Source organism: Allobosea sp. P4_C6 (assembly GCF_056402015.1).
Map to the genome: position 1 here is coordinate 1 of NZ_JBFUIF010000038.1, position 24,031 is coordinate 24,031.

Genomic DNA, 24,031 nt, shown 5'->3' on the forward strand with positions numbered 1-24,031 from the left:
GCTCTACATGGCCGGCGGCGGCCGCATCACCCGCGTCCACGGCCCCTTCGTCTCGGACAACGAAGTCGAGAAGGTCGTCGCCCATCTCAAGACGCAAGGCCGGCCGCAATATCTCGACGCCGTCACCTCCGAGGAGGAGGAAGCCGGCGAGGACGAGGACGGCGCGGTCTTCGACAAGACCGGCATGGGTTCGGTCGAGAGCGACGATCCCTATGAGCAGGCGGTGGCGGTCGTGCTGCGCGACAAGAAGGCCTCGACCTCCTACATCCAGCGCCGCCTCCAGATCGGCTACAACCGCGCCGCATCCATCATGGAGCGCATGGAGAACGAGGGCATCGTCGGACCCGCAAACCACGCAGGGAAACGCGAGATTCTGGTCGAGACCCAGAACCAGCATGACGAATGAGGCGGGCGAAGCGAGGCAAGCCCTTGCAGCCGCCGAGGCCAGTCCTCAAATTGCCATGACGATGCTGCAACCTCGGCAGCTGACCACGCGTTGAACCTTCGGCAGGCCGGCATCCGTCGATCCTCTTGCCGTAACGCGTTTGCAAGCTGCGGCATGGGGATGGCCGGGGCACAGGGAGTGGAGCAGCCTTGCTCGATAGATTGACCCCGGCGGTCCGGACTGCGTTTCTGGCGACGACGGTTTTCGGTTGCGTGATCGCAGCCGCGCCGTTGGCTGCCCAGCCCCTCCAGCTTCTGCCGCCGAAGCCGGTCGCAGCCAAGCCCGCTGCCCCGCGTCTCGTCCTGCCGCCGCCGCGCCCTGCCAATCTCGGGCTGCCGCGAACCGCCGCCGCGGATGCGCCCGCCGTGCAACCCGCCTCGTCCAGCGCAGCCGCATCCACGGCAGCAGCGGCGCCGGAGTCGGCACAGCCTGCGGCTACCCCCGCAAAAGCCAAGGGCACGGCGCCTGCGACCCAGGAAGAGGCGATCGAGCGGCTCAACACCTATCTCAACAGCTTCGCCACGCTGCAGGGCAATTTCATCCAGTTCGCCGCCAATGGCCGGCGTCTCGAAGGGCGCATCTACATCCAGCGCCCCGGCAAGATGCGCTTCGAATACGAACCGCCCACGACCACCGAGGTGATCTCCGACGGCACCTCGGTCGCCGTCCGCGACAAGCGCCTGGCGACGCAGGACATCTACTCGATCGGCCAGACGCCGCTGAAATTCCTGGTGCGCGAGCGCATGGACCTCGCCCGCGAGGGCACGCTGAAGGGCGCCAGCATCGACGGCGACATCCTGTCGGTCAGGCTGGAGGACCGTTCGACGCTCGGCGGCACCTCGAAGATCACGCTGAAATTCGATCTCGTCGCCAACGAGCTACGGCAATGGATCGTCATCGACCCGCAGGGCTATGAGACCTCGGTCTCGCTCTATAATCTCGACACCCGCCGCCGGCCCGATCCGAAGAATTTCGTGATCGACTACCAGCGCACCCTCTGACGCGGATCGGCAAGCCGAAAACGGCTTGCCTTTTTTTGCTTGCCGAACGAGTTTCCGCCCTCCTCTCGGCCGGAATCCTCGCGTGCAACTCACCGTCACCAGCTGGAACATCAACTCGGTCCGCCTGCGCATCGGCATGGTCGGCGAGTTCCTCGCTCGCTACGCCCCGGACGTCCTCTGCCTGCAGGAGACCAAGACGCCGGACGAGCAGTTCCCGGCCAAGGCCTTCCACCAGTTCGGCTACGTCCATCAGGCCTTCATCGGCCAGAAGGGCTATAACGGTGTCGCCATCGTCTCGAAGCTGCCCTTCAGCGAGAAGGACGCGATGTCCATGTGCGGCCGCAACGATGCCCGGCACATGACGGTGACGCTCGACACCGCGGCCGGGCCCGCTGCCGGCATCGCCATCCATAACTTCTACATCCCGGCCGGCGGCGACATCCCCGACCCCGCGAAGAACGACAAGTTCGCGCACAAGCTCGCCTTCCTCGACGAAATCGGCGCCTGGGGCGTGACGAAGAAGCCGACCGACCGACCCGCGATCCTGCTCGGTGACCTCAACATCGCCCCCTATGAACATGACGTCTGGAGCCACAAGCAGCTGCTCGACGTCGTCAGCCATACGCCGATCGAGACAACGACGCTGGAGCGGCTGCGCAGCGAGCTCGGCTGGACCGACGCGGCCCGCACGCTGCGGCCCGAGCCGGAGAAGCTCTATTCCTGGTGGAGCTACCGTGCGCAGGATTGGGAAGCATCGAACAGGGGCCGCAGGCTCGACCATATCTGGCTGTCAGACGCGCTGAAGCCGACGCTGCGCGACCTCACCTTCCTGCGCGAGGCCCGGGGTTGGGAGCGTCCGTCCGACCATGTTCCGGTCACGGTGACGCTGGACCTCTGAAGAGGCCCTCTGACCCACCCATGTGCCGGAGGCGCCACGGACATGCCGCGCCGGGCCATCCTGCCCCGGATTTCCATGATATAGCCGCGGCACGTTTCCTTGCAGCGGCCAGAGCCAGTGCAGCCCGCACCCTCCACATCGCTATCCCTGCGCGACGCGCTTCTCACCCTCGCGGTGATGGTGGTCTGGGGCACCAACTTCGTCGTCATCCATATCGGCGTGGAGCATTTTCCACCGCTGCTCTTCGCCTGCCTGCGCTTCATGTTCGCGCTTCTGCCGGAGGTCTTCTTCCTGAAGCGGCCGGCCGTGCCCTGGAGCAAGCTCGCGGCCTACGGGATCCTGATCGGCGCCGGCCAGTTCGGACTGCTGTTCATCGCCATCAAGGGTTTCATCGCGCCGGGCCTCGCCTCGCTGGTGGTGCAGGCCCAGTCCTTCTTCACGATCCTGCTCGCCGCGGCGATCACACGCGAGCGCGTCCAGCCCTTCCAGATCGTCGGTCTGCTCCTCGCGGCCAGCGGCATTGCCGTGATCCTCTGGCACGCCGACGGCACGACCACGCCGCTCGGGGTCATCCTCGTGCTCGGCGCCGCGCTCTGCTGGGCGTCCGGCAACACCGTGGCGCGCAGCACCCCGCAGGTCGACATGCTCGCCTATGTCGTCTGGACCAGCCTGTTCGCCGTGCCGCCCCTGTTCGCGCTGTCATGGCTTTTCGAGGGTTGGCCTGCGATCCGCGACGGATTGACCGGCGCGCCTCTCGCCGCCTGGGCGGCCGCGATCTGGCAGGCTGTCGGCAACGTCATGTTCGGCTATGCCGTCTGGGGCTGGCTGCTGTCGCGCTACGCCGCCGCCACCGTCGCGCCGACATCCCTGCTGGTTCCCGTCTTCGGCATGGGCGCCGCCGCGCTCTGGCTCGGCGAACCCCTGCCGGGCTGGAAATTCCTGGCGGCCGGCCTCGTGCTGTCCGGCCTGTGCATCAATATCCTCTGGCCGCGATCCGCGCCGCCAGGCACCCGCCATCGTCGTGAGGGGCCGCGCCTCCCGGCGCTTACTTGCGGTCGATGGCGCCGAGCGCCCTCTGCACGGCCGACAGCTCGCCCACGAAGCCGCGCAGCCTGTCGCCGATCGCGGCCATTATCGCCTCGGCCGAATCGGGCGATTCGCCGAGCACGCGCCGCATCACGCTGCGCGGCAGCCGCATGACCTGCGACGGCTCGCGCGCGATGGCCGTGACCTGGCGGGGCACCGAGGTGAAGAGCGCGAGCTCGCCGATCATGGCACCGGGTCCGATGATCTCGCTCGCCGGCTGGCCATCATCCTGGGCCGTCAGCGCGATGGCGCCGGACACGACCAGAACCGCGCCGTCCGAAGGTTCGCCAGCACGGAACAGCACGTCGCCGGCGCGCAGGATGCGGCTTTCCGCCGCGAAGGCGAGCAACCGCAGCGCGTCGCGTTCCATCACGCTCAGCAGCGGCTGCCGGGCCAGCAGTGCCATGTCGTCGTCGAGGGCCATCCGTCAGGGATTCAGCCGGTAGCCGCCGGCATCGGTGACCAGCAGCCGGGCATTGCCCGGATCAGGTTCGATCTTCTGGCGCAGCCGGTAGATATGCGTCTCCAGCGTATGGGTCGTGACCTGGCTGTTATAGCCCCAGACCTCCTGTAGCAGCACCTCGCGGGCGATCGGCTTCCTGCCCGCTCGATAGAGAAAGCGCAGGATCGCGGTCTCCTTCTCGGTGAGCTTGGTTTTCGAGCCCTTCTCGCTGACGAGCAGCTTCGATCCTGGGTGGAAGGTGTAGGGACCGACTTGAAAGATCGCGTCCTCGCTCGCCTCGTATTGGCGCAGATGGGCGCGGATGCGCGCCAGCAGCACGGCGAACTTGAACGGCTTCACCACATAATCGTTCGCGCCGGCTTCCAGCCCCAGCACCGTGTCGGCGTCCGAGCCTTGGCCGGTCAGCATCACCACGGGGCTCTTGAAGCCGTTCTTGCGCATCACCTTGACCGCCTCGCGCCCGTCCATGTCGGGCAGGCCGACATCCATGACCACGAGATCGACGCGCTCGCCCTGCACGGCCTTGACCGCCGCCGCAGCCGTGCCGGCCGTCGTCAGCCTGAACTCCTCATAGAGTGCAAGCTGCTCGGCCAGCGCATCGCGCAGGGTCTGGTCGTCATCGACCAGGAGAATATGATGGACGACGGACATGAGGCGGTTCGCTCGGAAGCAATCGTTAGGGCAACATGAGCCCGCTGAGTCGTCATCGCAAGTCAGGCAGCCTGGAATCCCCGTGAGAAACCGTCCGCATCCCCCCTTTGGCCCGCGCAATCTCTCCTCGCTGCGGGTCTTCGCGTCCGTTCGCGACCGCCGCAAGGGCTTCCTCGTTGCCGGCTCGGCGGTGTTTCCCTGCGCGCTCGGCCGCGGCGGCATCCGCACCGACAAGCGCGAAGGCGACGGCGGCACGCCGCGTACCAGCCTGCCGCTGCGCAGCGTCTTCTACCGCGCCGACCGTCTCGCCCGCCCCCGCACGCTGCTGCCGCTGAAGCGGATCGGACCGCGCGACGCCTGGTGCGACGACCAGAAAGACCGGCGCTACAACCGCCTGATCGATCGCCCGCCCGGCAAAGCCGAGGAGCGGCTCCAGCGCGAGGATCATCTCTACGACGTCATCGTCGAGCTCGGCTGGAACGACAGGCCGGTGATTCGCGGGCGCGGCAGTGCGATTTTCTGGCACCTTGCCCGCCCGGGCTTCACACCCACGGCCGGCTGCGTCGCGGTCGAGGGGCATGTCTTCGCCAAGGTGCTGCCGCGCCTGGCGCGGCATTGCCGGATTCTGGTCAGATAGGCCCCATTGCGCTAGAAGCGCTCCCGAGCACCGTCTCGAACATCCTCTCCGGACTCGGCCGACGCCTCGGGCACCGCCCCGCATCGTCGCGCCGCTCCCAGCTAGAGAACCTGCGATGACTGATTCGGTCTCCACCGGCCTCCGCTTCGGGCGGATCGCCGCCATGCTGCCCGTCGCCGACATGGCGCGCGCCTGCGATTTTTACATCGGCGCCTCGGCTTCCGGAAAACCTTCGAGAACGGCAATCCCGTCGGCTTCATGATTCTGAAGCGGGATGCGGCCGAGCTGCACCTGACGCTCCAGCCCGGCCACGAGCCGGCCGCTTTCAACGTCGCCCATATGATGGTCGAGGATATCGACGCCATGCACGCCATCGTCCGCGAGCGCGGCCTGCGCATCGTCAAGGGCCTGCGCGACAAGGATTACGGCCTGCGCGCCTTCGTCTTCGAGGACCCGGACGGCAACCRCATCGATGTCGGCGAGCCGCTGAAGTAGATCGTCATTCTCGGGCGGAGCGAAGCTCAGACCGAGAATCTCCGGCCAAAGGAGGCCCCTGAGCCTGCCCGAGCATGACGCCGCGCTATCCCCGCGCGCCGAAAATCGCGCTGCCGACGCGCACATAGGTCGCGCCGAGCTGGATCGCCGCCTCGTAATCGGCACTCATGCCCATGGACAGGCCCTTGAGACCGTTGCGGTCGGCGATCTTGGCGAGCAGGCCGAAATGCGGCGAAGGCGGCTCGTCGGCAGGCGGGATGCACATGAGCCCCTCGATCACCAGACCGTGAACATCGCGGCAGCGCGCGAGGAACGCATCCGCATCGGCCGGCATGACGCCGCCCTTCTGGGCTTCCTCGCCCGTGTTGACCTGTACCAGCAGGCGCGGCGCCCGCCCCGCCCGCGCGATCTCGCGCGCCAGCTCCTTCGCCAGGCTCTCGCGGTCGAGCGAATGGATCGCATCGAAGAGCTCGACCGCTTCGCGCGCCTTGTTGGACTGCAACGGGCCGATCATGTGCAGCTCGGCATCGGGAAAGCGTTCTTTGAGCGCCGGCCACTTCGCCTTGGCCTCCTGCACGTAGTTCTCGCCGAAGATGCGCTGGCCGGCTTCGAGCGCCGGCAGGATCGCCTCGGCCGGCATCGTCTTCGAGACGGCGATCAGCGTGACGCTCTCGGGCTTGCGCCCGAAATCGCGCGCGACTCGCGCGATCGCCCCCCGGGTCGCCTCCAAACGCGTAACCGTATCGCTCATCTGCCAGCCTCTCATGCCCTGCGCGCCGTTGACCGCGTGCGCGCAATGGTGTCCTAGAGCAGATTGCGAGAATCCGGCATCCGGTTTTTGCATTCAGCCCCTGCGCCGGCCTGCCTCCGGGAGCCGGCAAACCCGCAAGAATTGCCCGCTGACATGGCCGTCGAACGTTACAACCCGAAAGAGTCCGAGCCGAAATGGCGCGCCGTCTGGGAGGAGCGCAAGCTCTTCGAGACGAGGAACGACGATACGCGGCCGAGCTACTACGTCCTCGAGATGTTCCCCTACCCGTCCGGCCGCATCCATATGGGGCATGTCCGCAACTATGCGATGGGCGACGTCGTCGCGCGCTACAAGCGCGCCAAGGGCTTCTCGGTGCTGCATCCGATGGGCTGGGATGCTTTCGGCCTGCCGGCCGAGAACGCCGCCAAGCAGAAGAAGGTCCATCCGCGCGAGTGGACCTACGAGAACATCGCGACGATGCGCAAGCAGCTCAAATCGATGGGCCTGTCGCTCGACTGGAGCCGCGAGCTGGCGACCTGCGACCCCAGCTATTATCGCCACCAGCAGAAGATGTTCCTGGATTTCCTGAAGGCCGGGCTGGTCGACCGCAAGACCGCCAAGGTCAACTGGGACCCGGTCGACGAGACCGTGCTCGCCAACGAGCAGGTCATCGACGGACGCGGCTGGCGCTCCGGCGCGCCGGTCGAGATCCGCGAGCTGACCCAGTGGTTCTTCAAGATTACCGAGTATGGCCAGGAGCTGCACGACGCGCTCGACGGCCTGACCCGCTGGCCGGACAAGGTCCGGCTGATGCAGAGGAACTGGATCGGCCGTTCCGAAGGCCTGTTGGTTCGTTTCGCTCTCGAATCGAATGCCGTTCGGCAGGATGAGGTCGAGGTCTACACGACCCGCCCGGATACGCTGTTCGGCGCCAGGTTCGTCGCGGTTGCTCCCGACCATCCGATCGCCAAGGCGATGGCCACGAACAATCCCGCGTTGCAGGCCTTCATCGAGGAATGCAAGCGCACCGGCACGGCGCAGGAGAACATCGACAAGGCCGAGAAGCTCGGTTTCGACACCGGCCTGCGCGCCGTCCATCCCTTCGATCCCAACTGGACGCTGCCGGTCTACGTCGCCAACTTCATCCTGATGGAATACGGCACCGGCGCCATCTTCGGCTGCCCGGCGCATGACCAGCGCGACCTCGACTTCGTCAACAAGTATGACATGGGTAATACCCCGGTCGTGGCGCCCGAAGGCACCGATCCGGCGGATTTTGTCATCACCGACACCGCCTATGACGGTGACGGCCGCATGATCAACTCGCGCTTCCTCGACGGTATGACCATCGCGGAAGCCAAGGAGGAGGTCGCGCGCCGCCTCGAGAGCGAAACCCGGGGCAACCGCCCCGTCGGCCAGCGCAAGGTCAATTTCCGCCTGCGCGACTGGGGCATCTCGCGGCAGCGCTACTGGGGCTGCCCGATCCCGGTCGTCCATTGTTCCGACTGCGGAACGATCCCTGTTCCCGATGCGGATCTGCCGGTGAAATTGCCGGACGACGTCTCCTTCGAGAAGCCGGGCAACCCGCTCGACCATCATCCGGCCTGGAAGCATGTCGCCTGCCCGCAATGCGGCAAGGATGCCCGGCGCGAGACGGACACGATGGACACGTTCGTCGATTCGTCCTGGTACTTCGCACGCTTCACCGAACCCTGGCGGACCGAGAGCCCGACCGACCGCAAGGCGGTCGATCGCTTCCTGCCGGTCGACCAGTATATCGGCGGCGTCGAGCACGCGATCCTCCACCTGCTCTATTCGCGCTTCTTCACCCGCGCGATGAAGAAGACCGGCCATGCCGGGTTGGACGAGCCCTTCGCCGGCATGTTCACCCAGGGCATGGTCGTGCACGAGACCTATCGCGCCGCCGATGGCAGCTGGGTCGAGCCCGGCAACGTCCGCATCGATGTCTCCGGCAACGAACGCAAGGGTTTCGATGTCGAGACCGGCGCTCCGATCGAGATCGGCGCGATCGAGAAGATGTCGAAGTCCAAGAAGAACGTCGTGGACCCCGACGACATCATCGCCTCCTACGGCGCCGACACCGCGCGCTGGTTCATGCTCTCCGATTCGCCGCCCGATCGCGACGTGATCTGGACCGATGAGGGCGTGCAGGGCGCCGCCCGCTTCGTCCAGCGTCTGTGGCGCCTGGTCGCGGAGATTGCCGAGCGCACCGGCGGCAAGGCCGCAAAGCCCGCCGCGATCGGCGAGGCGGCGCTGACGCTGCGCAAGGCGAGCCATCGTGCCCTCGACGCGGTCGCCGCCGATATCGAGCGTCTCGCCTTCAATCGCTGCATCGCGCATGTCTATACGCTCACCAACGCCATCGGTAAGGCGCTCGATGTCGCGGCCGAGAAGGCTGAGCTCGATGCCGATATCGCCTTCGCCCTCCTTGAGGCCGCCACGATCGTGACCCAGCTTGTGGCGCCGATGATGCCGCATCTGGCCGAGGAGTGCTGGCAGGCGCTGGGCCTGCCGGGTCTCGCCGGAGAGGCATCGTGGCCGGAGGTCGAAACCGCGCTGCTGAAGGACGACAGCATCACGCTGCCCGTCCAGCTCAACGGCAAGAAGCGCGCGGAGGTGACGGTTCCGGCCGATGCCGATACGATGGCGGTCGAAACCGTCGTTCGCGGCAACGAAGCGGTGCAGCGGGCCCTCGAAGGGCGCGCCATCCGCAAGATCATCGTGGTTCCCGGGAGAATCGTGAATGTCGTCGTCTGAAGCCGTTCTCCCCCGTCGCACGCTACTGGCAGCCATTCTTGCTGCAGCGGCGCTCGCCGGCGGCTGCTTCCAGCCGCTCTACTCCGAATACACCTCGAGCACGGTGGGCGGCAGCGTAAAGTCGGCGATGCGCAGCATCGAGATTCCCGAGATCAAGGGCCTTATGGGCCATTATTTCCGCAACGAACTGGTCTTCGAGCTCGACGGCGGCGGCGAGCCCGACGCCCAGCGAAAGCTGAAGCTCGACGCGGCGATCTCGGAGTCCGTCGAGGTCGTCACCGTCGACTACGCCAATGGCCGGGCCGATTCGGCGGTTCTGGTCGCAACGGCGACCTGGAAGGTCACACGCATCGGAACGGGCGAGGTCGTCTCATCCGGCACCAACTCCGTCCGCGCCCCCTATGAGCGTTCCTCCCAGCGCTTCGCCACGGTGCGCGCGGCACGCGACGCCCAGGTCCGCGCGGCGAAGAACCTCGCCACCATCGTCCGGGGACTGATCGCCGCCGACCTTACCTCCTGATCGGTCATGGTCGCGATCAAGGCCCATGAGGCGGAACGCACGCTGGCGCGCCTCGATCCGGCCTGGCGCCTTGTCCTGATCTACGGCCCCGATGCGGGGCTCGTCTCCGAGCGGGCAAGCGCGCTGGGCCGATCCAGCGTCGACGATCCGAACGATGCTTTCCAGCTCATCCGCATGGACGGCGATGTCGTGGCCGCCGATCCCCTGAGACTGGTCGACGAAGCCAACACCATCGGCCTCTTCGGCGGCCGGCGCGCCATTCGCGTCTCCCCGACATCCAAGCCCTTGCAGGCCGCCGTCGAGCCGCTGCTGGCGACGCCCTCGCAGGACGCGCTCGTCATCGTCGAAGCCGGCGATCTCCAGCGTACGAACCCGCTGCGCACGGCCTGCGAGAGGGCCAGGACCGCCCTCGCAGTGCCCTGCTATGGCGATGCCGCCCGCGATCTCGGCACGATCATCGACGAGATGGTCCGGGGCGCCGCGAAGTCGATCGACAGGAACACCCGGGATCATCTCGCCGGTTTGCTGGGGGGCGACAGGCAGACTTCGCGCCGGGAGATCGAGAAGCTTCTGCTCTATGTCGGCTCGGAGCCCGCCATCCTCGCCGAACATGTCGAAGCGGTTGTCGGCGACACCGCCCAGCGCGAGCAGGCCATGCTCGTCGATGCCGTCTTTGCCGGAAAGCTGCCCGTGCTCGATCTCGCCCAGGCCAAGCTCAGCAGCGAGGGGCTCGACCCCGGCGTGATGCTCGGCGCCGTGCTGCGCCAGGCCTTGGCCTTGCTCAAGGCCCGTCAGGCGATCGATGCCGGGCGAGGTGTCAGGGACGTCGTGGGAACCATGCGCCTGCCCTATCCGCGCATCGCGACCACGGAAGCCGCCCTCAATACCTGGTCCAGCGCCAAGCTGAACGATGCGGTCGGCCTGCTCGGCAACGCCATCCTGGCCACGCGCCAGAGCGCCGATATGGGCCGCGCTATCGCAACCCGCGCCTTGTGGACGCTTGCCCGTGTCGGGCGAACCAATCGAGCGGACTGATCAGGCCTTCAGGCGGCGGCAGAGCGCGTCAAGCTGTTCGAGCGTCTTGTAGCCGATCTTGACCTCGCCCGACCCGTTGGGACGATGTCCAATGGAAACGGCAAGGCCGAGGGCTTCCTCGAGAGCCTTTTCGAGAGCTCTTGTGTCCGGATCCTTCTCCACCCTGGGCTTCGCCGGGACGGCACTTTTCGTTTCGCCCCGGGATTCTTCCTGCACGACCCGCTCGATGTCGCGAACGCTCAGACCTTCGTCGACTATCTTGCGCGCCATGAATTCCGGGTCCGAAACGGAAAGCAATGCACGTGCATGCCCAGCCGAAACGGCGCCTTCACTCACCATCTTGCGCACCGATTCCGGCAGCTTCGACAGGCGCAACGTATTGGCGACATGGCTGCGGCTCTTGCCGATGACGCGGGCCAGATCGTTCTGCGTGTAGCTGAACTCGGCAATCAGCCGCTCATAGCCGGCGGCTTCCTCGATCGCATTGAGGTCCGTGCGCTGGACGTTCTCGACGATGGCGATCTCGAGCGCCTCTCGATCATCAGCCTCGACGAGGATGACCGGCACATCGTGCAACTCGGCGCGCTGCGCCGCGCGCCAGCGGCGTTCGCCGGCGATGATCTCATAGGCGTCGATCATGCCGGGGATCGAGCGAACGATGATGGGCTGCAGGATGCCCCGCTCGCGGACGGAGGTCGTCAGCTCCTCCAGATCATCCTCGGCGAAGCTGCGGCGTGGATTGCGGGCGCTCGGCCGCAGGAACTCGACGGGGACCCGGCGCTGGCCGCGCGCCCGCTCGATCGCGCCGATTTCCTCGCCGACATCGCCGATCAGTGCCGCCAGACCGCGGCCAAGGCGGGAACGCCCCTGTTCTTCGGCCATCGCCATTCCTCGTAACCTCGTTGCTTGCTTCAGGCGGCCGCGCGCAGGGCGCGCTCGCGCTTGATCACTTCCGACGCCAGCCGCAGATAGGCCTGCGACCCCGAACAGCGCAGATCATAGAGCAGTGCAGGCTTGCCATAGGACGGGGCCTCGGAAATCCGCACATTACGTGGGATCACAGTCTCATAAACCTTGTCTCCAAGGAAACTCTTCACATCTGCCATAACCTGGCCCGACAGATTGTTGCGCGGATCAAACATGGTGAGCACCACCCCCTGGATGATCAGACGCGGATTGAGGCCGGCGCGGACCTGCTCCACCGTCTTGAGCAGCTGGCTGAGACCCTCCAGCGCAAAGAATTCGCACTGCAGCGGTACCAGCACGGCATCGGCGGCCGTCATCGCGTTGATGGTGATCAGGCTGAGCGAAGGCGGGCAATCGATCAGGACATAGGTCAAATCCTGGCAGCGCTGGTCGTAGCACAGCTCGTCGATTGCGGTCTTCAACCGGTGTGCACGATCCTTGGCGGAGGCAATCTCCAGCTCCACGCCAAGCAGATCGAGTGTCGAAGGCGCCAGCGACAAGCCGGGCACAGCCGTCGGCTGGAGCGCCTGACCCAAGCCGACATCGCCGCAAAGCACGTCATAGGTCGAGGATTTCCGGTTGCGGCGATCGACGCCCAGCCCGGTCGAAGCGTTGCCCTGTGGATCGAGATCGACGATCAGCACCTTCTCGCCGATCGCCGCCAGCGCCGTCCCCAGATTGATCGCCGTCGTCGTTTTGCCGACGCCGCCCTTCTGGTTGGCGAGCGCGATCACGCGCGGGCGGCGCGATGGTGTCGCAGATGGAACCTCAGTCATGAATCGGCTCGTCTCTCGGCCGAGCGAACCATCAGGATTCGCGCAGCGGCATCTGTCACGGAGGAAACCGTCGTAGCCTGAATCTTCCAATATCTTGCTGAGTCGGTCAATTCCGCATCTAGATGTTGTCCCTTGGGAAAGAGGCCGAGAGTGCCGTTTCTCAATAAATCTTCGCACCAATCGAGAAGCTGGGTCAGTGGCGCCAACGCGCGCGCTGTGACGACATCGACCTTGCCGTTGAAATCGCCGATCGCATCCTCGATCCGTGCCGCATGCACCCGGACCGGTGCTCCGGTGACGCGAGCCGCGTGCCGCAGAAACGCGCATTTGCGGGCATTGCTCTCGACAAGATCGATCTGGCCCCGGCCCTGCTCTGCCAAGCAAATGCCGATCACCAGACCGGGAAAACCGCCTCCCGAGCCAAGATCGAGCCAGCGCTCGCACCCGGCCGCGAGATTGAAGATTTGCAGCGAATCCGCGATGTGACGCGTCCAGACCTCGGACAGAGTTGCCGAGGAGACGAGGTTCTTCGCCGCCTGCCAACGCTCCAACTCCGCGACGAGCAGGGCCAATCGCTCCTCTGTTTCACGTGAAACAGGCGTCAAGCGCAAAGCGTGCTGACGGTCTTCCTTATCAACAGTCACGTCGGTCCTGTGGATAAAACTGCCGCGGCCCGGGTTTTTCGCGCATGCGCCGCCAGCAACGTCAAAGCCGCTGGAGTCATGCCTTCAATCTTCCCAGCCTGCGCCAGATCAGCCGGTCGCTGCAACGCAAGCTTCGCCTTGAGCTCGTTCGACAGCCCGGAAATGGCGTCGAGATCCAGATCGACGGGGACCTTCAGCGATTGGTCCCGGCGATAGGCCTGAATCTCCGCGGCCTGCCGGTCGAGATAAACCGCATAGACGGCATCCGCCGTGACGCGCGCCGTCACCGAGGCCGGCCAGCGGTGCAATTCGGACCAAACCGCCGCTAGCCGCCCGAAATCGACATCCGGGTAGGAGAGGATCTGATACGCGCTACGTCGCACCCCGTCGCGATTGAGCTGCAGGCCAACGCTGTCTGCCTGCTGAGGCGTCAGCCACAGGTTTTGCAGCGTCTCGCGCAACATCCCGATCTCTCGGTGCCGGTCGTCGAACGCCGCCTGTCGGATCGAGCCGACAATTCCGAGTTGGACACCCAGCGCCGTCAGCCGCTCGTCCGCATTGTCGACGCGGAGCGACAAGCGGAATTCCGCTCGCGACGTGAACATTCGGTACGGTTCCGTAACGCCGTGCGTGACGAGATCGTCGACGAGAACGCCGATATAGGATTGGGTCCGATCGAAGACCACCGGCTCAGCGCCGCCAGCAAGTCGCGCGGCATTGAGCCCTGCGAGCAGGCCCTGCGCGCCCGCCTCTTCATAACCAGTCGTGCCGTTGATCTGTCCCGCCAGGAACAGTCCACCGATGGTGCGCGTCTCCAGCGTGTTCTTCAGCGCGCGCGGATCGACGAAGTCATACTCGATCGCATAGCCGGGCCGCAGCATCGCCGCGCGTTCGAGACCGGGGATCGTCTTCAACAGACCAAGCTGAACATCCTCAGGCAGCGAGGTCGAGATGCCGTTCGGATAGACGGTGTCGTCGTCCAGGCCCTCGGGCTCGAGGAATATCTGGTGGCCGTCGCGGTCGCCGAAACGCCCGACCTTGTCCTCGATCGATGGGCAATAGCGTGGGCCGCGTCCCTCGATCTGGCCTGAGAACATCGGCGCGCGATGCAGATTGGCCCGGATCAGCTCGTGGCTCGCCAGCGTCGTGCGCGTGATTCCGCAGGAGATCTGTGGGTTGGTGATCGCCGTGGTCAGCGCTGAGAACGGCTCCGGCGGCTCGTCGCCGGCCTGCATTTCGAGCGCCGCCCAATCGATGCTGCGGCCGTCGAGCCGGGGAGGGGTTCCGGTCTTGAGCCGTCCCAATGGAAAACCGTGACGCTCCAGCGTGGCCGAGAGGCCGAGGGACGGCGCTTCGCCGACGCGCCCGGCCGGGATGCGGGTCTCGCCGACATGGATCAGGCCACGCAGGAAGGTGCCGGTTGTCAGCACGACCGTTCCGGTAACGAATCGACGTCCATCCGCCAGCACGACGCCGACGACGCGCTCCGCGTCGACCAAGAGGTCGAAGACCTCGCCGGCAACGATGTCGAGGTTCTCTTGCCGCGCAAGCAACTCCTGCACGGCAAGGCGATAGAGTTTCCGATCGGCCTGGGCGCGCGGGCCGCGCACGGCCGGACCCTTGCGCCGATTGAGCATGCGGAACTGGATGCCGCCCAAATCGGCGGCATGCGCCATGATCCCGTCGAGCGCATCGATCTCCCGGACCAGATGACCCTTGCCGAGCCCGCCGATGGCCGGGTTGCACGACATCACGCCGATCGTCTCGGGCTTATGCGTCACCAGCGCGGTGCGCGCGCCATAGCGCGCCGCGGCGGCAGCCGCTTCGGTTCCGGCATGGCCGCCACCGACGACGACGACGTCGTAATGCTGCGGATGAATGGACATGGTGTTTCGCTAGCGAAGCGAGACAGGTGGGTCAACGGCAATCGCGGAAAAGCGATGAAATGGGACGCCGGCTGTCACTTTCCGATACAGAATCCAGAAAACAGCTGGTCGAGCACATCCTCGACATCGATGCGGCCGACCAGCCGTTCCAAGGCGACGACGGCCAGGCGCATATCTTCCGCCAGCAGTTCGCTTTGCCCGTGACCCGCCGTCACGGCTCGCTCCAATGCAGTGATCGCATCCGTCACCGCGGCGCGGTGGCGTTCACGTGTCAGGAGTGCCGGTTCGGCCTGACCCAGCGCTTGCAAACGCGTAACGATCTCCGTCAGAAGCCCGGAAAGCCCGTCGCCGCTTTTGACCGAGATGGCCCGTTCGCCGGGGAGGGCAGCTCGGCCCAAATCCGACTTCGTCGCAATTGGCAGCGTCGGAGCAGCTTCATGGATTCGATACGGCTCCGAATCGATGCTTCGCAGAGCGAGGACGAGGTCCGCTCGATCCACAAGCGCCCGGGCGCGCCTGACGCCTTCGGCCTCGATTGGATCGATGCTGTCTCGCAGGCCGGCCGTGTCGATCAGAATGACGGGCAAGCCAGCGAGATCGAGGCGCACTTCGAGTGCGTCGCGCGTCGTACCGGCTATCGGTGAAACGATCGCCACCTCACGCCGCGCCAATGCATTCAGCAGTGTCGACTTGCCGGCATTGGGCGGCCCGGCCAGCACGACCACAAAACCTTCCCGCACACGCTCGCCCATGGCGAAGCTGCCGAGGGCATCGCGCAGCGACGCCAGAACCTCCACCGCGAGCCCCAGCGCCTGTTCCTGCAGCGGCCCTGACACATCACCTTCATCGGAGAAATCAAGCTCCGCGGCCAGCAGGCTCATCGCCTCGATGAGCTTGCCCCGCCATGCCTGCGCGACAACCCCGAGACCGCCGTCCATCTGGCGCAGCGCCTGCTTGCGCTGCCATTCCGTTTCCGAATCGATCAGATCGCCCAGGCCCTCGACCGCGGCCAGATCGAGCTTTCCCGCCTCGAAGGCGCGGCGGGTAAACTCTCCCGCTTCGGCCAGTCTGACTCCCGGTAGTGCCGCGAGTATGGCCAGAATTCGCGCGAGAACTGCGCGGGAACCGTGAATGTGGAACTCAGCGACATCATCGCCGGTAAAACTCGCCGGCGCCGCGAAGAACAACACCAGCGCAGTATCCACGGTCATACCGTTTCCATCCGACAACCGGCGCAATGTCGCCATACGCGGCTCGGGTATGACTCCTGCAACCGTTTCGAGAACGAATCGGACGCGCGGGCCCGACACTCGCACAACCGCCACGCCAGCGCGGCCAGGCGCCGACGACAAAGCGACGATGGTGGGATGGGCTTCGGATGTGTYGGTATCTGCTGCGGCCATGGTGGCTGATCGATGCTCGGTGAGGCTTTGTGAGGGTGTGCTTTACCAGCGAGGGCCAGTCAAACCCTGCCGAGCCTTCCAGCCCGTGCTGCCAGCAATGCCCGCCGGATGGGAGGCACTGCGTTTCGCACCGGCCGCGCTGATGCTTAGGCGTGCTCGGCTGCAAACCAGCAGCAACCGGCTATCTTCCGCCTTTTGGCAATCATTACGCTACCGAATCGGAGATCAGGGAATGCCTCTCGTTGCCCTCAGCGCGAGTTCGCGCGTCCGACTGCCGTTTGGAACAGCGGTATGACTCTGCGGAAGATGGCAAAGCGCGAAGAAACGCGGAGGTCATACCTAGTCGGCCTGCGGACACCAACCGACTCCAGACAAAGATGACCGACTCCGAATCGATCAACGCGCCACGGTTGGTCAAAAAAGCGTCTGCCCACAAAACGACTTCGCCGCCGCACCGACTGCCGGCTTAGGCAATCGATACGGCGGCGAATCAAATCAGTCTTCTCGAGGCAGGTCCCTCAGGTGTTCATCGAATCGAAGAACTCGGAGTTCTGTTTGGTCTGGCGGAGCTTGTCGATCAGGAACTCGATCGCGTCCTGCGGACCCATCGGGTTGAGGATGCGGCGCAGCACATAGGTCTTCTGCAGATCGGAGCGCGGCGTGATGAGTTCCTCCTTGCGGGTTCCGGATTTGAGGATGTCGATCGCCGGGAAGATGCGCTTGTCGGCCACCTTGCGGTCGAGCACGATTTCCGAGTTACCCGTGCCCTTGAACTCCTCGAAGATCACCTCGTCCATCCGCGAGCCCGTATCGATCAGCGCGGTCGCGACGATAGTGAGCGAGCCGCCCTCTTCGATATTACGAGCTGCACCGAAGAAGCGCTTCGGCCGCTGCAGGGCGTTGGCGTCGACACCGCCGGTCAGCACCTTGCCGGAGGACGGCACGACGGTGTTGTAGGCACGGCCAAGGCGCGTGATCGAATCGAGCAGGATGACGACGTCACGGCCGTGCTCGACCAGGCGTTTGGCCTTTTCGATGACCATCTCGGCAACCTGGACGTGGCGCGAGGCGGGCTCGTCGAAGGTCGAGGACACGACCTCGCCCTTCACCGAGCGCTGCATGTCCGTGACTTCTTCCGGCCGCTCGTCGATCAGCAGAACGATCAGATAGCATTCCGGATGATTGGTGGTGATCGACTGCGCGATGTTCTGCAGCAGCACGGTCTTGCCGGTCCGCGGCGGCGCGACGATCAGGGCGCGCTGGCCCTTGCCGATCGGCGCGACGATATCGATCACGCGCGGCGAGAAATCCTTCTTGGTCGGATCCTGCACTTCGAGCTTCAGCCGCTGGTCCGGGTAGAGCGGCGTCAGGTTGTCGAAGTGGATCTTGTGCTTGATCTTCTCCGGGTCCTCGAAATTGACGGTGTTGACCTTGAGCAGGGCGAAATAGCGCTCGCCATCCTTCGGGCCGCGGATCGGGCCTTCGACAGTGTCGCCCGTGCGCAGGCCGAACTTCCGGATCTGCGACGGCGAGACGTAGATGTCGTCAGGCCCTGGCAGGTAGTTCGAATCGGGCGAACGCAGGAAGCCAAACCCGTCCTGCAGAACCTCGACCACACCCTCGCCCAGGATCTCGGTCTCGCGGGCGGCGAGCTGCTTGAGGATGGCGAACATCAGCTCCTGCTTGCGCATCGTGCTGGCGTTCTCGACCTCGACCCCCTCGGCGAAAGCCAGCAGTTCGGTCGGCGATTTGCTCTTGAGCTCTTGAAGCTTGATTTCCCGCATGGGGCACCCGGATCGTGAACGCCCTGCGAACCAGCAGGGGCGGGGGACGGTACTGGATTGATCGACTTCGGTCCTGGCCGGACCTGCGCGGAGGTTGCGCGACATGAGCTGCTGCAGCGGCAGATCGCTCACGAATAGTCGACAACAGGGAGGACGCTGGAGAAGCGCAGTGTCCTGATAGCGGGAAATGCGCCGGGACTCAAGCCGGAAGCATGATAGGCCTTCAGAACGGCTTGACGATGACGAGAATGACGATTGCGAGCATCAGAACGGCCGGCACCTCGTTGATCATGCGGAAGTAGCGGGCCGGCTTCTGGTTCCGATCCTCCGCAAAGGCCCGAACGTGTTTGGCCAGCATCCCGTGAATACCGGAGAGGATGACGACCAGCAGCAGCTTGGCGTGCAGCCAGCCACCTTTGAAGCCGAACGCATACCAAGCGAGGTAGAGGCCAAGCACCCAGGTCAGCATCATCGCCGGGTTGATGATGCCCTTCAGCAGCCGCCGCTCCATGATCTTGAAGGTCTCGGACTGGATCGAGCCGGTCTGGGCTTCGGCATGGTAGACCATCAGCCTCGGCAGATAGAGCATGCCGGCCATCCACGAGATGACGGCGACGACGTGGAAAGCCTTGATCCACTCATACATGTCCTGATCCTCAGCCCCGAACCGCCTTCAGCAACCGCTCGACATGGGCGATCGGCGTGTCCGGCAGAATGCCGTGCCCGAGATTGAAGATGAATGGCCGGTCGCCAAAGGCAGTCAGGATCATCTCGATCTCCTTTTCCAGTTCCGCTCCGCCGGCCCTGAGCAGGAGCGGATCGAGATGGCCCTGAACCGGCACGATCGACTGGATCGCCTCGCGGGCAAAGCTCCGGTCGATATCGGTTTCGAGCCCTACGGCATCGACGCCGGTACCGGTAACGTATTCCGGGATCAGCCTGCCGGCTCCACGCGGGAAGCCGATGATGCGGGCATGGGGATGAACGGCCCGGACGCCGTCGACGATTCGCCGCGTCGGCGCGATGCACCAGCGCCTGAAATCATCGGGGCCGAGCGCTCCCGCCCAACTGTCGAAGATCTGCACCGCATCGACGCCGGCAGCGATCTGCGCGTTGAGATAGCTGATCGAGGCATCGACGATGCGATCGACGATCGCCTGGAACAGCTCCGGGTCTTTGGCGAAGAGCGCCTTGGCAGGCCCCTGATCCGGCGTGCCGCGCCCGGCGACCATATAGGTCGCAACGGTCCAGGGCGCCCCACAGAAGCCGATGAAGCCTGTCGCTGCGGGCAGGGTACGGCGCACCCGCTGCACGGTCTCCAGGATAGGGTCGAGCTGGCTCACGGTGGCAACGCGATCGATCTCGGCCAGACGGCCAGCATCAGCGACGGGTTCGAGCCGCGGACCTTCCCCCTCGACGAACCAGAGCTTCTGGCCGAGCGCTTGCGGCACGACCAGGATATCGGAGAACAGGATCGCCGCATCGAAGCCGAAGCGCCTGATCGGCTGAAGCGTCACCTCGGCGGCAAGTTCGGGATTGTAGCAGAGCGCGAGGAAGCTACCGGCTTTCGCCCTGACCTCCCGATACTCCTGCAGATAGCGACCGGCCTGACGCATCAGCCAGACGGGAGGGACGGGCAGAGTCTCGCCAGCGAGAGCCCGAAGGAAGATGGGCATTTCACTGGCCATTCCGAGTGCTCGCCGATCCATCTCGCTTCCTCTCTAAAAAGAGATTCTATGAAAGACTCTCTTTCTTTGACTCTTGGACAGGGGAGATAGCCCGGCCCAATCCTGTCCACAACCGTTCCACAGGCAGTGGGACAGCGGGTCGCGGGCTGGCAGGAGCCGCCACCGGCCATTAAGGCTTTATTAACGAATTGGAATCCGCCGCTCCGGCGAGACCGCCAAAATGATTCACGTGAAACACTTCCTTAACCATGCACAGCCGGCCGGCTGTTGATGGTTGGGGTGAGTTATACAAGGCCTCCGGTGGCGGCCGTCTGGATGCGAAGTTGTCCACACCGCTCCCCATGCCCCGGGAAAACTCGGTCCGGCTGCTGTGGCGGTCCTTTCTGCCCGAATGTCCGATTCCGGTCCGGCTGAAAGCGCGCTAAATGAAGTGAGTGCTTCGAGCCGGGGAACGACGTGGTCCGTAACTATTTTCACCTGCATCTGGTGTCGGACGCGACGGGCGAGACCCTGATCGCGGTCAGCCGTGCCGCGGCGGCGCAGTATGAAAGCGTCTCCGCGATCGAGCATGTCTACCCTCTGGTTCGCTCGGAGGCGCAGCTCGCCCGTGTGCTGGCGGAGATCGAATCCTCGCCGGGCGTCGTGCTCTACACGCTGGTCGAGCCGGAATGGCAGGAGAAGCTCGAGAACTTCTGCCGCGAGCTCGGCTGCCCCTGCCTCTCGGTGCTGCAGCCGGTGCTGTCGCTGTTCCAGTCCTATCTCGGCCAGGCCTCGGCGACGAAGCCGGGCGCGCAGCATGTGCTCAACACCGAATATTTCCGCCGCATCGACGCGATGAACTACACGCTCCTGCACGATGACGGGCAGATGGGCGGCGATCTCGACAATGCCGATGTGATCCTCGTCGGCATCAGCCGGACCTCGAAGACACCGACGAGCATCTATCTCGCCAATCGCGGCATCAAGACCGCCAACATCCCGCTGGTGCCGAACATCCCGCTGCCGCCGGAGCTTGAAGGTGCGAAGAAGCCGCTGATCGTCGGCCTGATCGCCAGCCCCGATCGCATCGTTCAGATCCGCCAGAACCGCTTGCTCTCGCTGCGCGCAGACGACGAAACCTCCTATGTCGATCCCGCCGCGGTCGCCGATGAGGTCACCCAATCGCGCCGGCTTTGTGCCCGCAAGGGCTGGCCCGTCATCGACGTGACCCGCCGTTCTATCGAGGAGACGGCAGCGTCGATCGTCGACCTGCTGCGCGACCACCGCATGAAGTTCATCGCGACATGACCGTACCGACCGGCCTCTGGCTCGAAGCGGAGCCCTTGATCCTCGCCTCGGGGAGTTCGACCCGCCGCGACATGCTGGCCGCGGCGGGTATCCCGGTCGAGGTCCTGAAACCCGGGATCGATGAACGCGCGGTCGAGCACCCGCTCGTCGAGAAGAAGGTGCCGGCGGATCAGGTCGCGGCGGCGCTCGCCTGCGCCAAGGCACTTGCCGTCTCTCATGATCGGCCCGGCCGTCTCGTCCTGGCCGCCGACCAGACTCTGACCTGCGACGGAATCGCCTTTCACAAGCCGGTCGACAGCTTTGCCGCAGCCGAGCAGATCGCGGCGCTGGCAGGCAGGACCCATGAACTCCATTCCGCCTTCGTGCTGGCCAGGAATGGTGCGCCGATCGCCGAAGGGCGCGAGACGGCCCGGCTGACGATGCGCTCCCTCGATAGCGATTTTATCGGGCTCTATGTCGAGACGGTCGGTCCTGGGGTCCTGTCCAGCGTCGGCGGCTATCAGCTTGAGGGATTGGGATCGCATCTCTTCGACCGTGTCGAAGGCAATCACTTCACCATATTGGGCCTCCCCCTGCTCGCCGTTCTCGACGCCCTGCGCGATCTCGGCTGCCTCGCCCGTTAATCGGACTGCCTCATGTCGCCTCGCTGCTTCGTCGTCGGACACCCCATTGCCCATTCGCGCTCGCCGCTGATCCATGGCGAATGGCTGCGCCAGCATCGGATCGGCGGTTCCTACGAACGCCTGGACGTCGCGCCGTCCGATCTGCCGGCCTTCGTTGCTCGCCTGCGCGATGGCGAATTCAGCGGCGGCAATGTCACAGTTCCGCATAAGGAAGCGATGATGGCGCTGGTCGATGAGGTCAGCGAAGCCGGGAGGGCCGTCGGCGCGGTCAACACGCTCTGGCGCGATGGCGGGCGCATCCTGGCTGATAACAGCGACGTGTCGGGCTTCCTCGCCCATCTCGATGCGAGTGTGCCGGACTGGCAGAAACGGGTCGGAACCGCGCTGATCCTCGGAGCCGGCGGTGCGGCGCGTGGTGTCTGTTACGGCCTGAAGGCGCGGGGAGTCGGTCGCATCCTCATCGTCAACCGCAGCCGCGGACGTGCCGAAGAGCTGGCTGCGGCTCTCGGTCGGCCGCTCGAAGCCGGCGAGTGGAGCGAACGCGATCGGCTCGTCGGGCAGGCGGACCTCATCGTCAACACCACCGCGCTTGGCATGCAGGGCAAGCCGCCGCTGGAAATCGATCTCTCCGGCCTCCGGCCTGGGACCATCGTCGACGACATCGTCTACGTGCCCCTGAAGACCGCTTTGCTGGCCGAGACCGAACGGCGCGGCGGCATTCCGGTCGATGGCCTGGGCATGCTGCTCCATCAGGCCGTGCCGGGCTTCGCCCGCTGGTTCGGTGTGACGCCGCAGGTGACGCCGGCACTGCGCGCCTTGATCGAAGCCGATATCCTGAAGGCCTGATTCGTCGGAGAGATCATGACCTTCGTACTGGGCCTGACGGGCTCCATCGGCATGGGGAAGTCGACGACGGCCGGCCTGTTCGTCGAGCGTGGCGTGCCGCTGCATGATGCGGACGCGGCCGTGCATCGCCTGCATCGTGGGCGCGCCGCGTCCCCGATCGAGGCAGCCTTCCCGGGCACGGTGATCGACGGTGCGGTCGATCGGGCGAAGCTCGGCGCTGCCGTCCTCGGCAACCCGGAGGCGCTGCGCCGACTGGAAGCGATCATCCACCCGCTGGTGCGGGAGGAGGAGGAAGCCTTTGTCGCGCGCTGTCGCCGCGAGGGAGTGGGGCTCGCGATCATCGACGTGCCGCTGCTGCTAGAGACCGGCGGTGAAGAGCGTTGCGACTCGGTTCTCGTCGTGACCGCGCCGGCCGAGGTTCAGCGCGAGCGCGTCCTCGCGCGGCCGGGCATGAGTGCCGAGAAGCTTGCAGCGATCCTCTCTCGCCAGATGCCGGACGCCGAAAAGCGGCGCCATGCCCATTTCCTTGTGGACACCTCGCATGGGCTCGTGGCCGCAGGCCGGGAGGTCGGCTCTATCCTGAAGGCGCTCGCCGGCCGGCCCGGGCGCGGCGCGGCCAAGAGATTCCAAGCGAGGTCCTGAACCGATGCGCGAGATCGTTCTCGATACCGAAACCACCGGCGTCGAAGCCAATAACGGCGACCGCATCGTCGAGATCGGTTGCGTCGAGCTGCTCAACCATTGCCCGAGCGGCCGCAACTACCACGTCTACATCAACCCAGAGCGCGGAATGCCGGTCGAGGCGTTCAACGTCCATGGCCTCTCTGAGGCTTTCCTCTCGGACAAGCCGGTCTTCGCCGCCGTCGCCCAGGAGTTCGCGGAGTTCATCGCCGGCGCGCGGCTGGTGATCCACAACGCCGCCTTCGACGTCGGCTTCATCAATATGGAGTTCAAGCGCCTCGGCCTGCCGCCGATCGAGCAGGCTCGCGTGGTCGACACGCTGTCGATGGCGCGCCGCAAGCATCCCGGTGCCTCGAACAGCCTCGATGGGCTCTGCTCGCGCTATGGCATCGACAACAGCCGCCGCACCAAGCACGGTGCGCTGCTCGATTCCGAGATCCTGGCCGAGGTCTATATCGAGCTGATCGGTGGCAAGCAGGCGTCGCTCGGCCTCGGCGTCGAGGCTGCGGCGGGCCGCGCGGGCCTATCCGTCGTGACCGTCGAGAAGCCGCAGCGCCAGCGCCCGCTCGCGCCACGCCTCGACGAAGCCGCGCTCAAGGCGCATGAGGCCTTCGTGCTCGGCTCCCTGAAGGCGCCGCTCTGGAAGGGCTATCTCGGCATCACCGACGACGCGGCCCAGTAGGGCCG

At 65.4% G+C, this 24,031-nt stretch carries 23 protein-coding genes and 2 pseudogenes; 14 read left to right on the top strand and 11 right to left on the bottom strand.

What is annotated here, in order from left to right:
* The 4 genes from AC1DVA_RS21235 to AC1DVA_RS21250 form a co-directional block, all read left to right on the top strand.
* Positions 1 to 406: DNA translocase FtsK (locus AC1DVA_RS21235; protein ID WP_476807186.1), on the top strand; the 406-nt coding region annotated here is incomplete at its 5' end.
* 188 nt (positions 407 to 594) lie between these two features.
* Positions 595 to 1,446 carry a LolA family protein gene (locus AC1DVA_RS21240; RefSeq protein WP_476807187.1) on the top strand — a complete coding sequence of 284 codons (852 nt, stop codon included), beginning with the start codon at positions 595 to 597 and terminating at the stop codon, positions 1,444 to 1,446.
* Positions 1,447 to 1,528: 82 nt separating this feature from the next.
* Positions 1,529 to 2,344 (top strand): exodeoxyribonuclease III, encoded by an 816-nt coding sequence (xth, locus tag AC1DVA_RS21245; RefSeq protein ID WP_476807188.1) that lies wholly within the window; start codon positions 1,529 to 1,531, stop codon positions 2,342 to 2,344.
* A gap of 117 nt (positions 2,345 to 2,461) precedes the next feature.
* The gene (locus tag AC1DVA_RS21250; protein ID WP_476807189.1) at positions 2,462 to 3,544 is read left to right on the top strand and encodes an EamA family transporter; all 1,083 of its coding nucleotides are present in this window, start codon (positions 2,462 to 2,464) and stop codon (positions 3,542 to 3,544) included.
* A 22-nt stretch (positions 3,545 to 3,566) separates the two neighbouring features.
* Here the strand turns inward: AC1DVA_RS21250 and AC1DVA_RS21255 are convergent.
* Together AC1DVA_RS21255 and AC1DVA_RS21260 are read right to left on the bottom strand one after the other, a co-directional pair.
* A pseudogene (locus tag AC1DVA_RS21255) lies at positions 3,567 to 3,854 on the bottom strand (cyclic nucleotide-binding domain-containing protein); the annotation flags it as partial.
* A gap of 3 nt (positions 3,855 to 3,857) precedes the next feature.
* The gene (locus tag AC1DVA_RS21260) at positions 3,858 to 4,544 is read right to left on the bottom strand and encodes a response regulator transcription factor (RefSeq protein WP_265050914.1); all 687 of its coding nucleotides are present in this window, start codon (positions 4,542 to 4,544) and stop codon (positions 3,858 to 3,860) included.
* An 82-nt stretch (positions 4,545 to 4,626) separates the two neighbouring features.
* Between AC1DVA_RS21260 and AC1DVA_RS21265 the strand changes: the two genes are divergently transcribed.
* Positions 4,627 to 5,181: a L,D-transpeptidase family protein gene (locus AC1DVA_RS21265; RefSeq protein ID WP_265050915.1), complete on the top strand. Its 555-nt coding sequence runs from the start codon at positions 4,627 to 4,629 to the stop codon at positions 5,179 to 5,181.
* Between the two features lie 115 nt (positions 5,182 to 5,296).
* Positions 5,297 to 5,676, top strand: a pseudogene (locus tag AC1DVA_RS21270) (glyoxalase superfamily protein).
* 85 nt (positions 5,677 to 5,761) lie between these two features.
* Here AC1DVA_RS21270 and AC1DVA_RS21275 read toward each other — a convergent pair.
* Positions 5,762 to 6,427: a YggS family pyridoxal phosphate-dependent enzyme gene (locus tag AC1DVA_RS21275; protein WP_265050916.1), complete on the bottom strand. Its 666-nt coding sequence runs from the start codon at positions 6,425 to 6,427 to the stop codon at positions 5,762 to 5,764.
* Between the two features lie 153 nt (positions 6,428 to 6,580).
* Between AC1DVA_RS21275 and leuS the strand changes: the two genes are divergently transcribed.
* The 3 genes from leuS to holA are packed head-to-tail and all read left to right on the top strand — an operon-like array spanning position 6,581 to position 10,760.
* Positions 6,581 to 9,205: a leucine--tRNA ligase gene (gene leuS / locus AC1DVA_RS21280; protein WP_476807190.1), complete on the top strand. Its 2,625-nt coding sequence runs from the start codon at positions 6,581 to 6,583 to the stop codon at positions 9,203 to 9,205.
* Complete coding sequence (locus AC1DVA_RS21285; protein WP_265050918.1) at positions 9,192 to 9,725, top strand: LPS assembly lipoprotein LptE; 534 nt, start codon at positions 9,192 to 9,194, stop codon at positions 9,723 to 9,725. The genes leuS and AC1DVA_RS21285 overlap by 14 nt, the downstream gene beginning before the upstream one ends.
* A 6-nt stretch (positions 9,726 to 9,731) precedes the next feature.
* Positions 9,732 to 10,760 (top strand): DNA polymerase III subunit delta, encoded by a 1,029-nt coding sequence (gene holA, locus AC1DVA_RS21290; protein ID WP_476807191.1) that lies wholly within the window; start codon positions 9,732 to 9,734, stop codon positions 10,758 to 10,760.
* On the opposite strand, the gene AC1DVA_RS21295 is transcribed toward holA, so the two are convergent.
* The 8 genes from AC1DVA_RS21295 to hemE all read right to left on the bottom strand — a co-directional run bounded on the left by AC1DVA_RS21295 (position 10,761) and on the right by hemE (position 19,895).
* Entirely contained in the window at positions 10,761 to 11,642 is an 882-nt protein-coding gene (locus AC1DVA_RS21295; protein ID WP_265050920.1) for a ParB/RepB/Spo0J family partition protein, read from the bottom strand. It lies immediately after the preceding gene.
* Positions 11,643 to 11,671: 29 nt separating this feature from the next.
* Complete coding sequence (locus tag AC1DVA_RS21300) at positions 11,672 to 12,502, bottom strand: ParA family protein (protein ID WP_265050921.1); 831 nt, start codon at positions 12,500 to 12,502, stop codon at positions 11,672 to 11,674.
* On the bottom strand, positions 12,499 to 13,146 hold the full coding sequence (gene rsmG / locus AC1DVA_RS21305) for a 16S rRNA (guanine(527)-N(7))-methyltransferase RsmG (RefSeq protein WP_476807192.1): 648 nt from the start codon (positions 13,144 to 13,146) through the stop codon (positions 12,499 to 12,501). The genes AC1DVA_RS21300 and rsmG overlap by 4 nt, the downstream gene beginning before the upstream one ends.
* Entirely contained in the window at positions 13,143 to 15,032 is a 1,890-nt protein-coding gene (mnmG, locus tag AC1DVA_RS21310) for a tRNA uridine-5-carboxymethylaminomethyl(34) synthesis enzyme MnmG (protein WP_476807193.1), read from the bottom strand. The genes rsmG and mnmG overlap by 4 nt, the downstream gene beginning before the upstream one ends.
* 74 nt (positions 15,033 to 15,106) lie before the next feature.
* A complete protein-coding gene (gene mnmE, locus AC1DVA_RS21315) occupies positions 15,107 to 16,435 on the bottom strand; it encodes a tRNA uridine-5-carboxymethylaminomethyl(34) synthesis GTPase MnmE (protein WP_476807194.1) in 1,329 nt (442 codons plus the stop codon).
* A gap of 518 nt (positions 16,436 to 16,953) precedes the next feature.
* The gene (rho, locus tag AC1DVA_RS21320; protein WP_265050925.1) at positions 16,954 to 18,219 is read right to left on the bottom strand and encodes a transcription termination factor Rho; all 1,266 of its coding nucleotides are present in this window, start codon (positions 18,217 to 18,219) and stop codon (positions 16,954 to 16,956) included.
* A gap of 223 nt (positions 18,220 to 18,442) precedes the next feature.
* Positions 18,443 to 18,865 carry a protoporphyrinogen oxidase HemJ gene (gene hemJ, locus AC1DVA_RS21325; protein WP_265050926.1) on the bottom strand — a complete coding sequence of 141 codons (423 nt, stop codon included), beginning with the start codon at positions 18,863 to 18,865 and terminating at the stop codon, positions 18,443 to 18,445.
* Positions 18,866 to 18,875: 10 nt separating this feature from the next.
* Positions 18,876 to 19,895, bottom strand: a complete 1,020-nt coding sequence (gene hemE / locus AC1DVA_RS21330) for a uroporphyrinogen decarboxylase (RefSeq protein ID WP_476807195.1) — start codon at positions 19,893 to 19,895, stop codon at positions 18,876 to 18,878.
* Between the two features lie 468 nt (positions 19,896 to 20,363).
* Between hemE and AC1DVA_RS21335 the strand changes: the two genes are divergently transcribed.
* From AC1DVA_RS21335 to dnaQ, 5 genes are read left to right on the top strand one after another with little or no spacing between them, the layout of a single operon-like run.
* Positions 20,364 to 21,194, top strand: coding sequence for a pyruvate, water dikinase regulatory protein (locus AC1DVA_RS21335; protein ID WP_265050928.1), 831 nt, complete (start codon positions 20,364 to 20,366; stop codon positions 21,192 to 21,194).
* Positions 21,191 to 21,817, top strand: coding sequence for a Maf family protein (locus tag AC1DVA_RS21340; protein WP_265050929.1), 627 nt, complete (start codon positions 21,191 to 21,193; stop codon positions 21,815 to 21,817). Before AC1DVA_RS21335 ends, AC1DVA_RS21340 begins: the two co-directional genes overlap by 4 nt.
* A 12-nt stretch (positions 21,818 to 21,829) precedes the next feature.
* Entirely contained in the window at positions 21,830 to 22,663 is an 834-nt protein-coding gene (locus AC1DVA_RS21345; protein ID WP_265050930.1) for a shikimate dehydrogenase, read from the top strand.
* A gap of 15 nt (positions 22,664 to 22,678) precedes the next feature.
* Positions 22,679 to 23,305, top strand: a complete 627-nt coding sequence (gene coaE / locus AC1DVA_RS21350) for a dephospho-CoA kinase (protein WP_476807196.1) — start codon at positions 22,679 to 22,681, stop codon at positions 23,303 to 23,305.
* Positions 23,306 to 23,309: 4 nt separating this feature from the next.
* Positions 23,310 to 24,026 carry a DNA polymerase III subunit epsilon gene (gene dnaQ / locus AC1DVA_RS21355; RefSeq protein WP_476807197.1) on the top strand — a complete coding sequence of 239 codons (717 nt, stop codon included), beginning with the start codon at positions 23,310 to 23,312 and terminating at the stop codon, positions 24,024 to 24,026.
* Positions 24,027 to 24,031 lie beyond the last annotated feature (5 nt).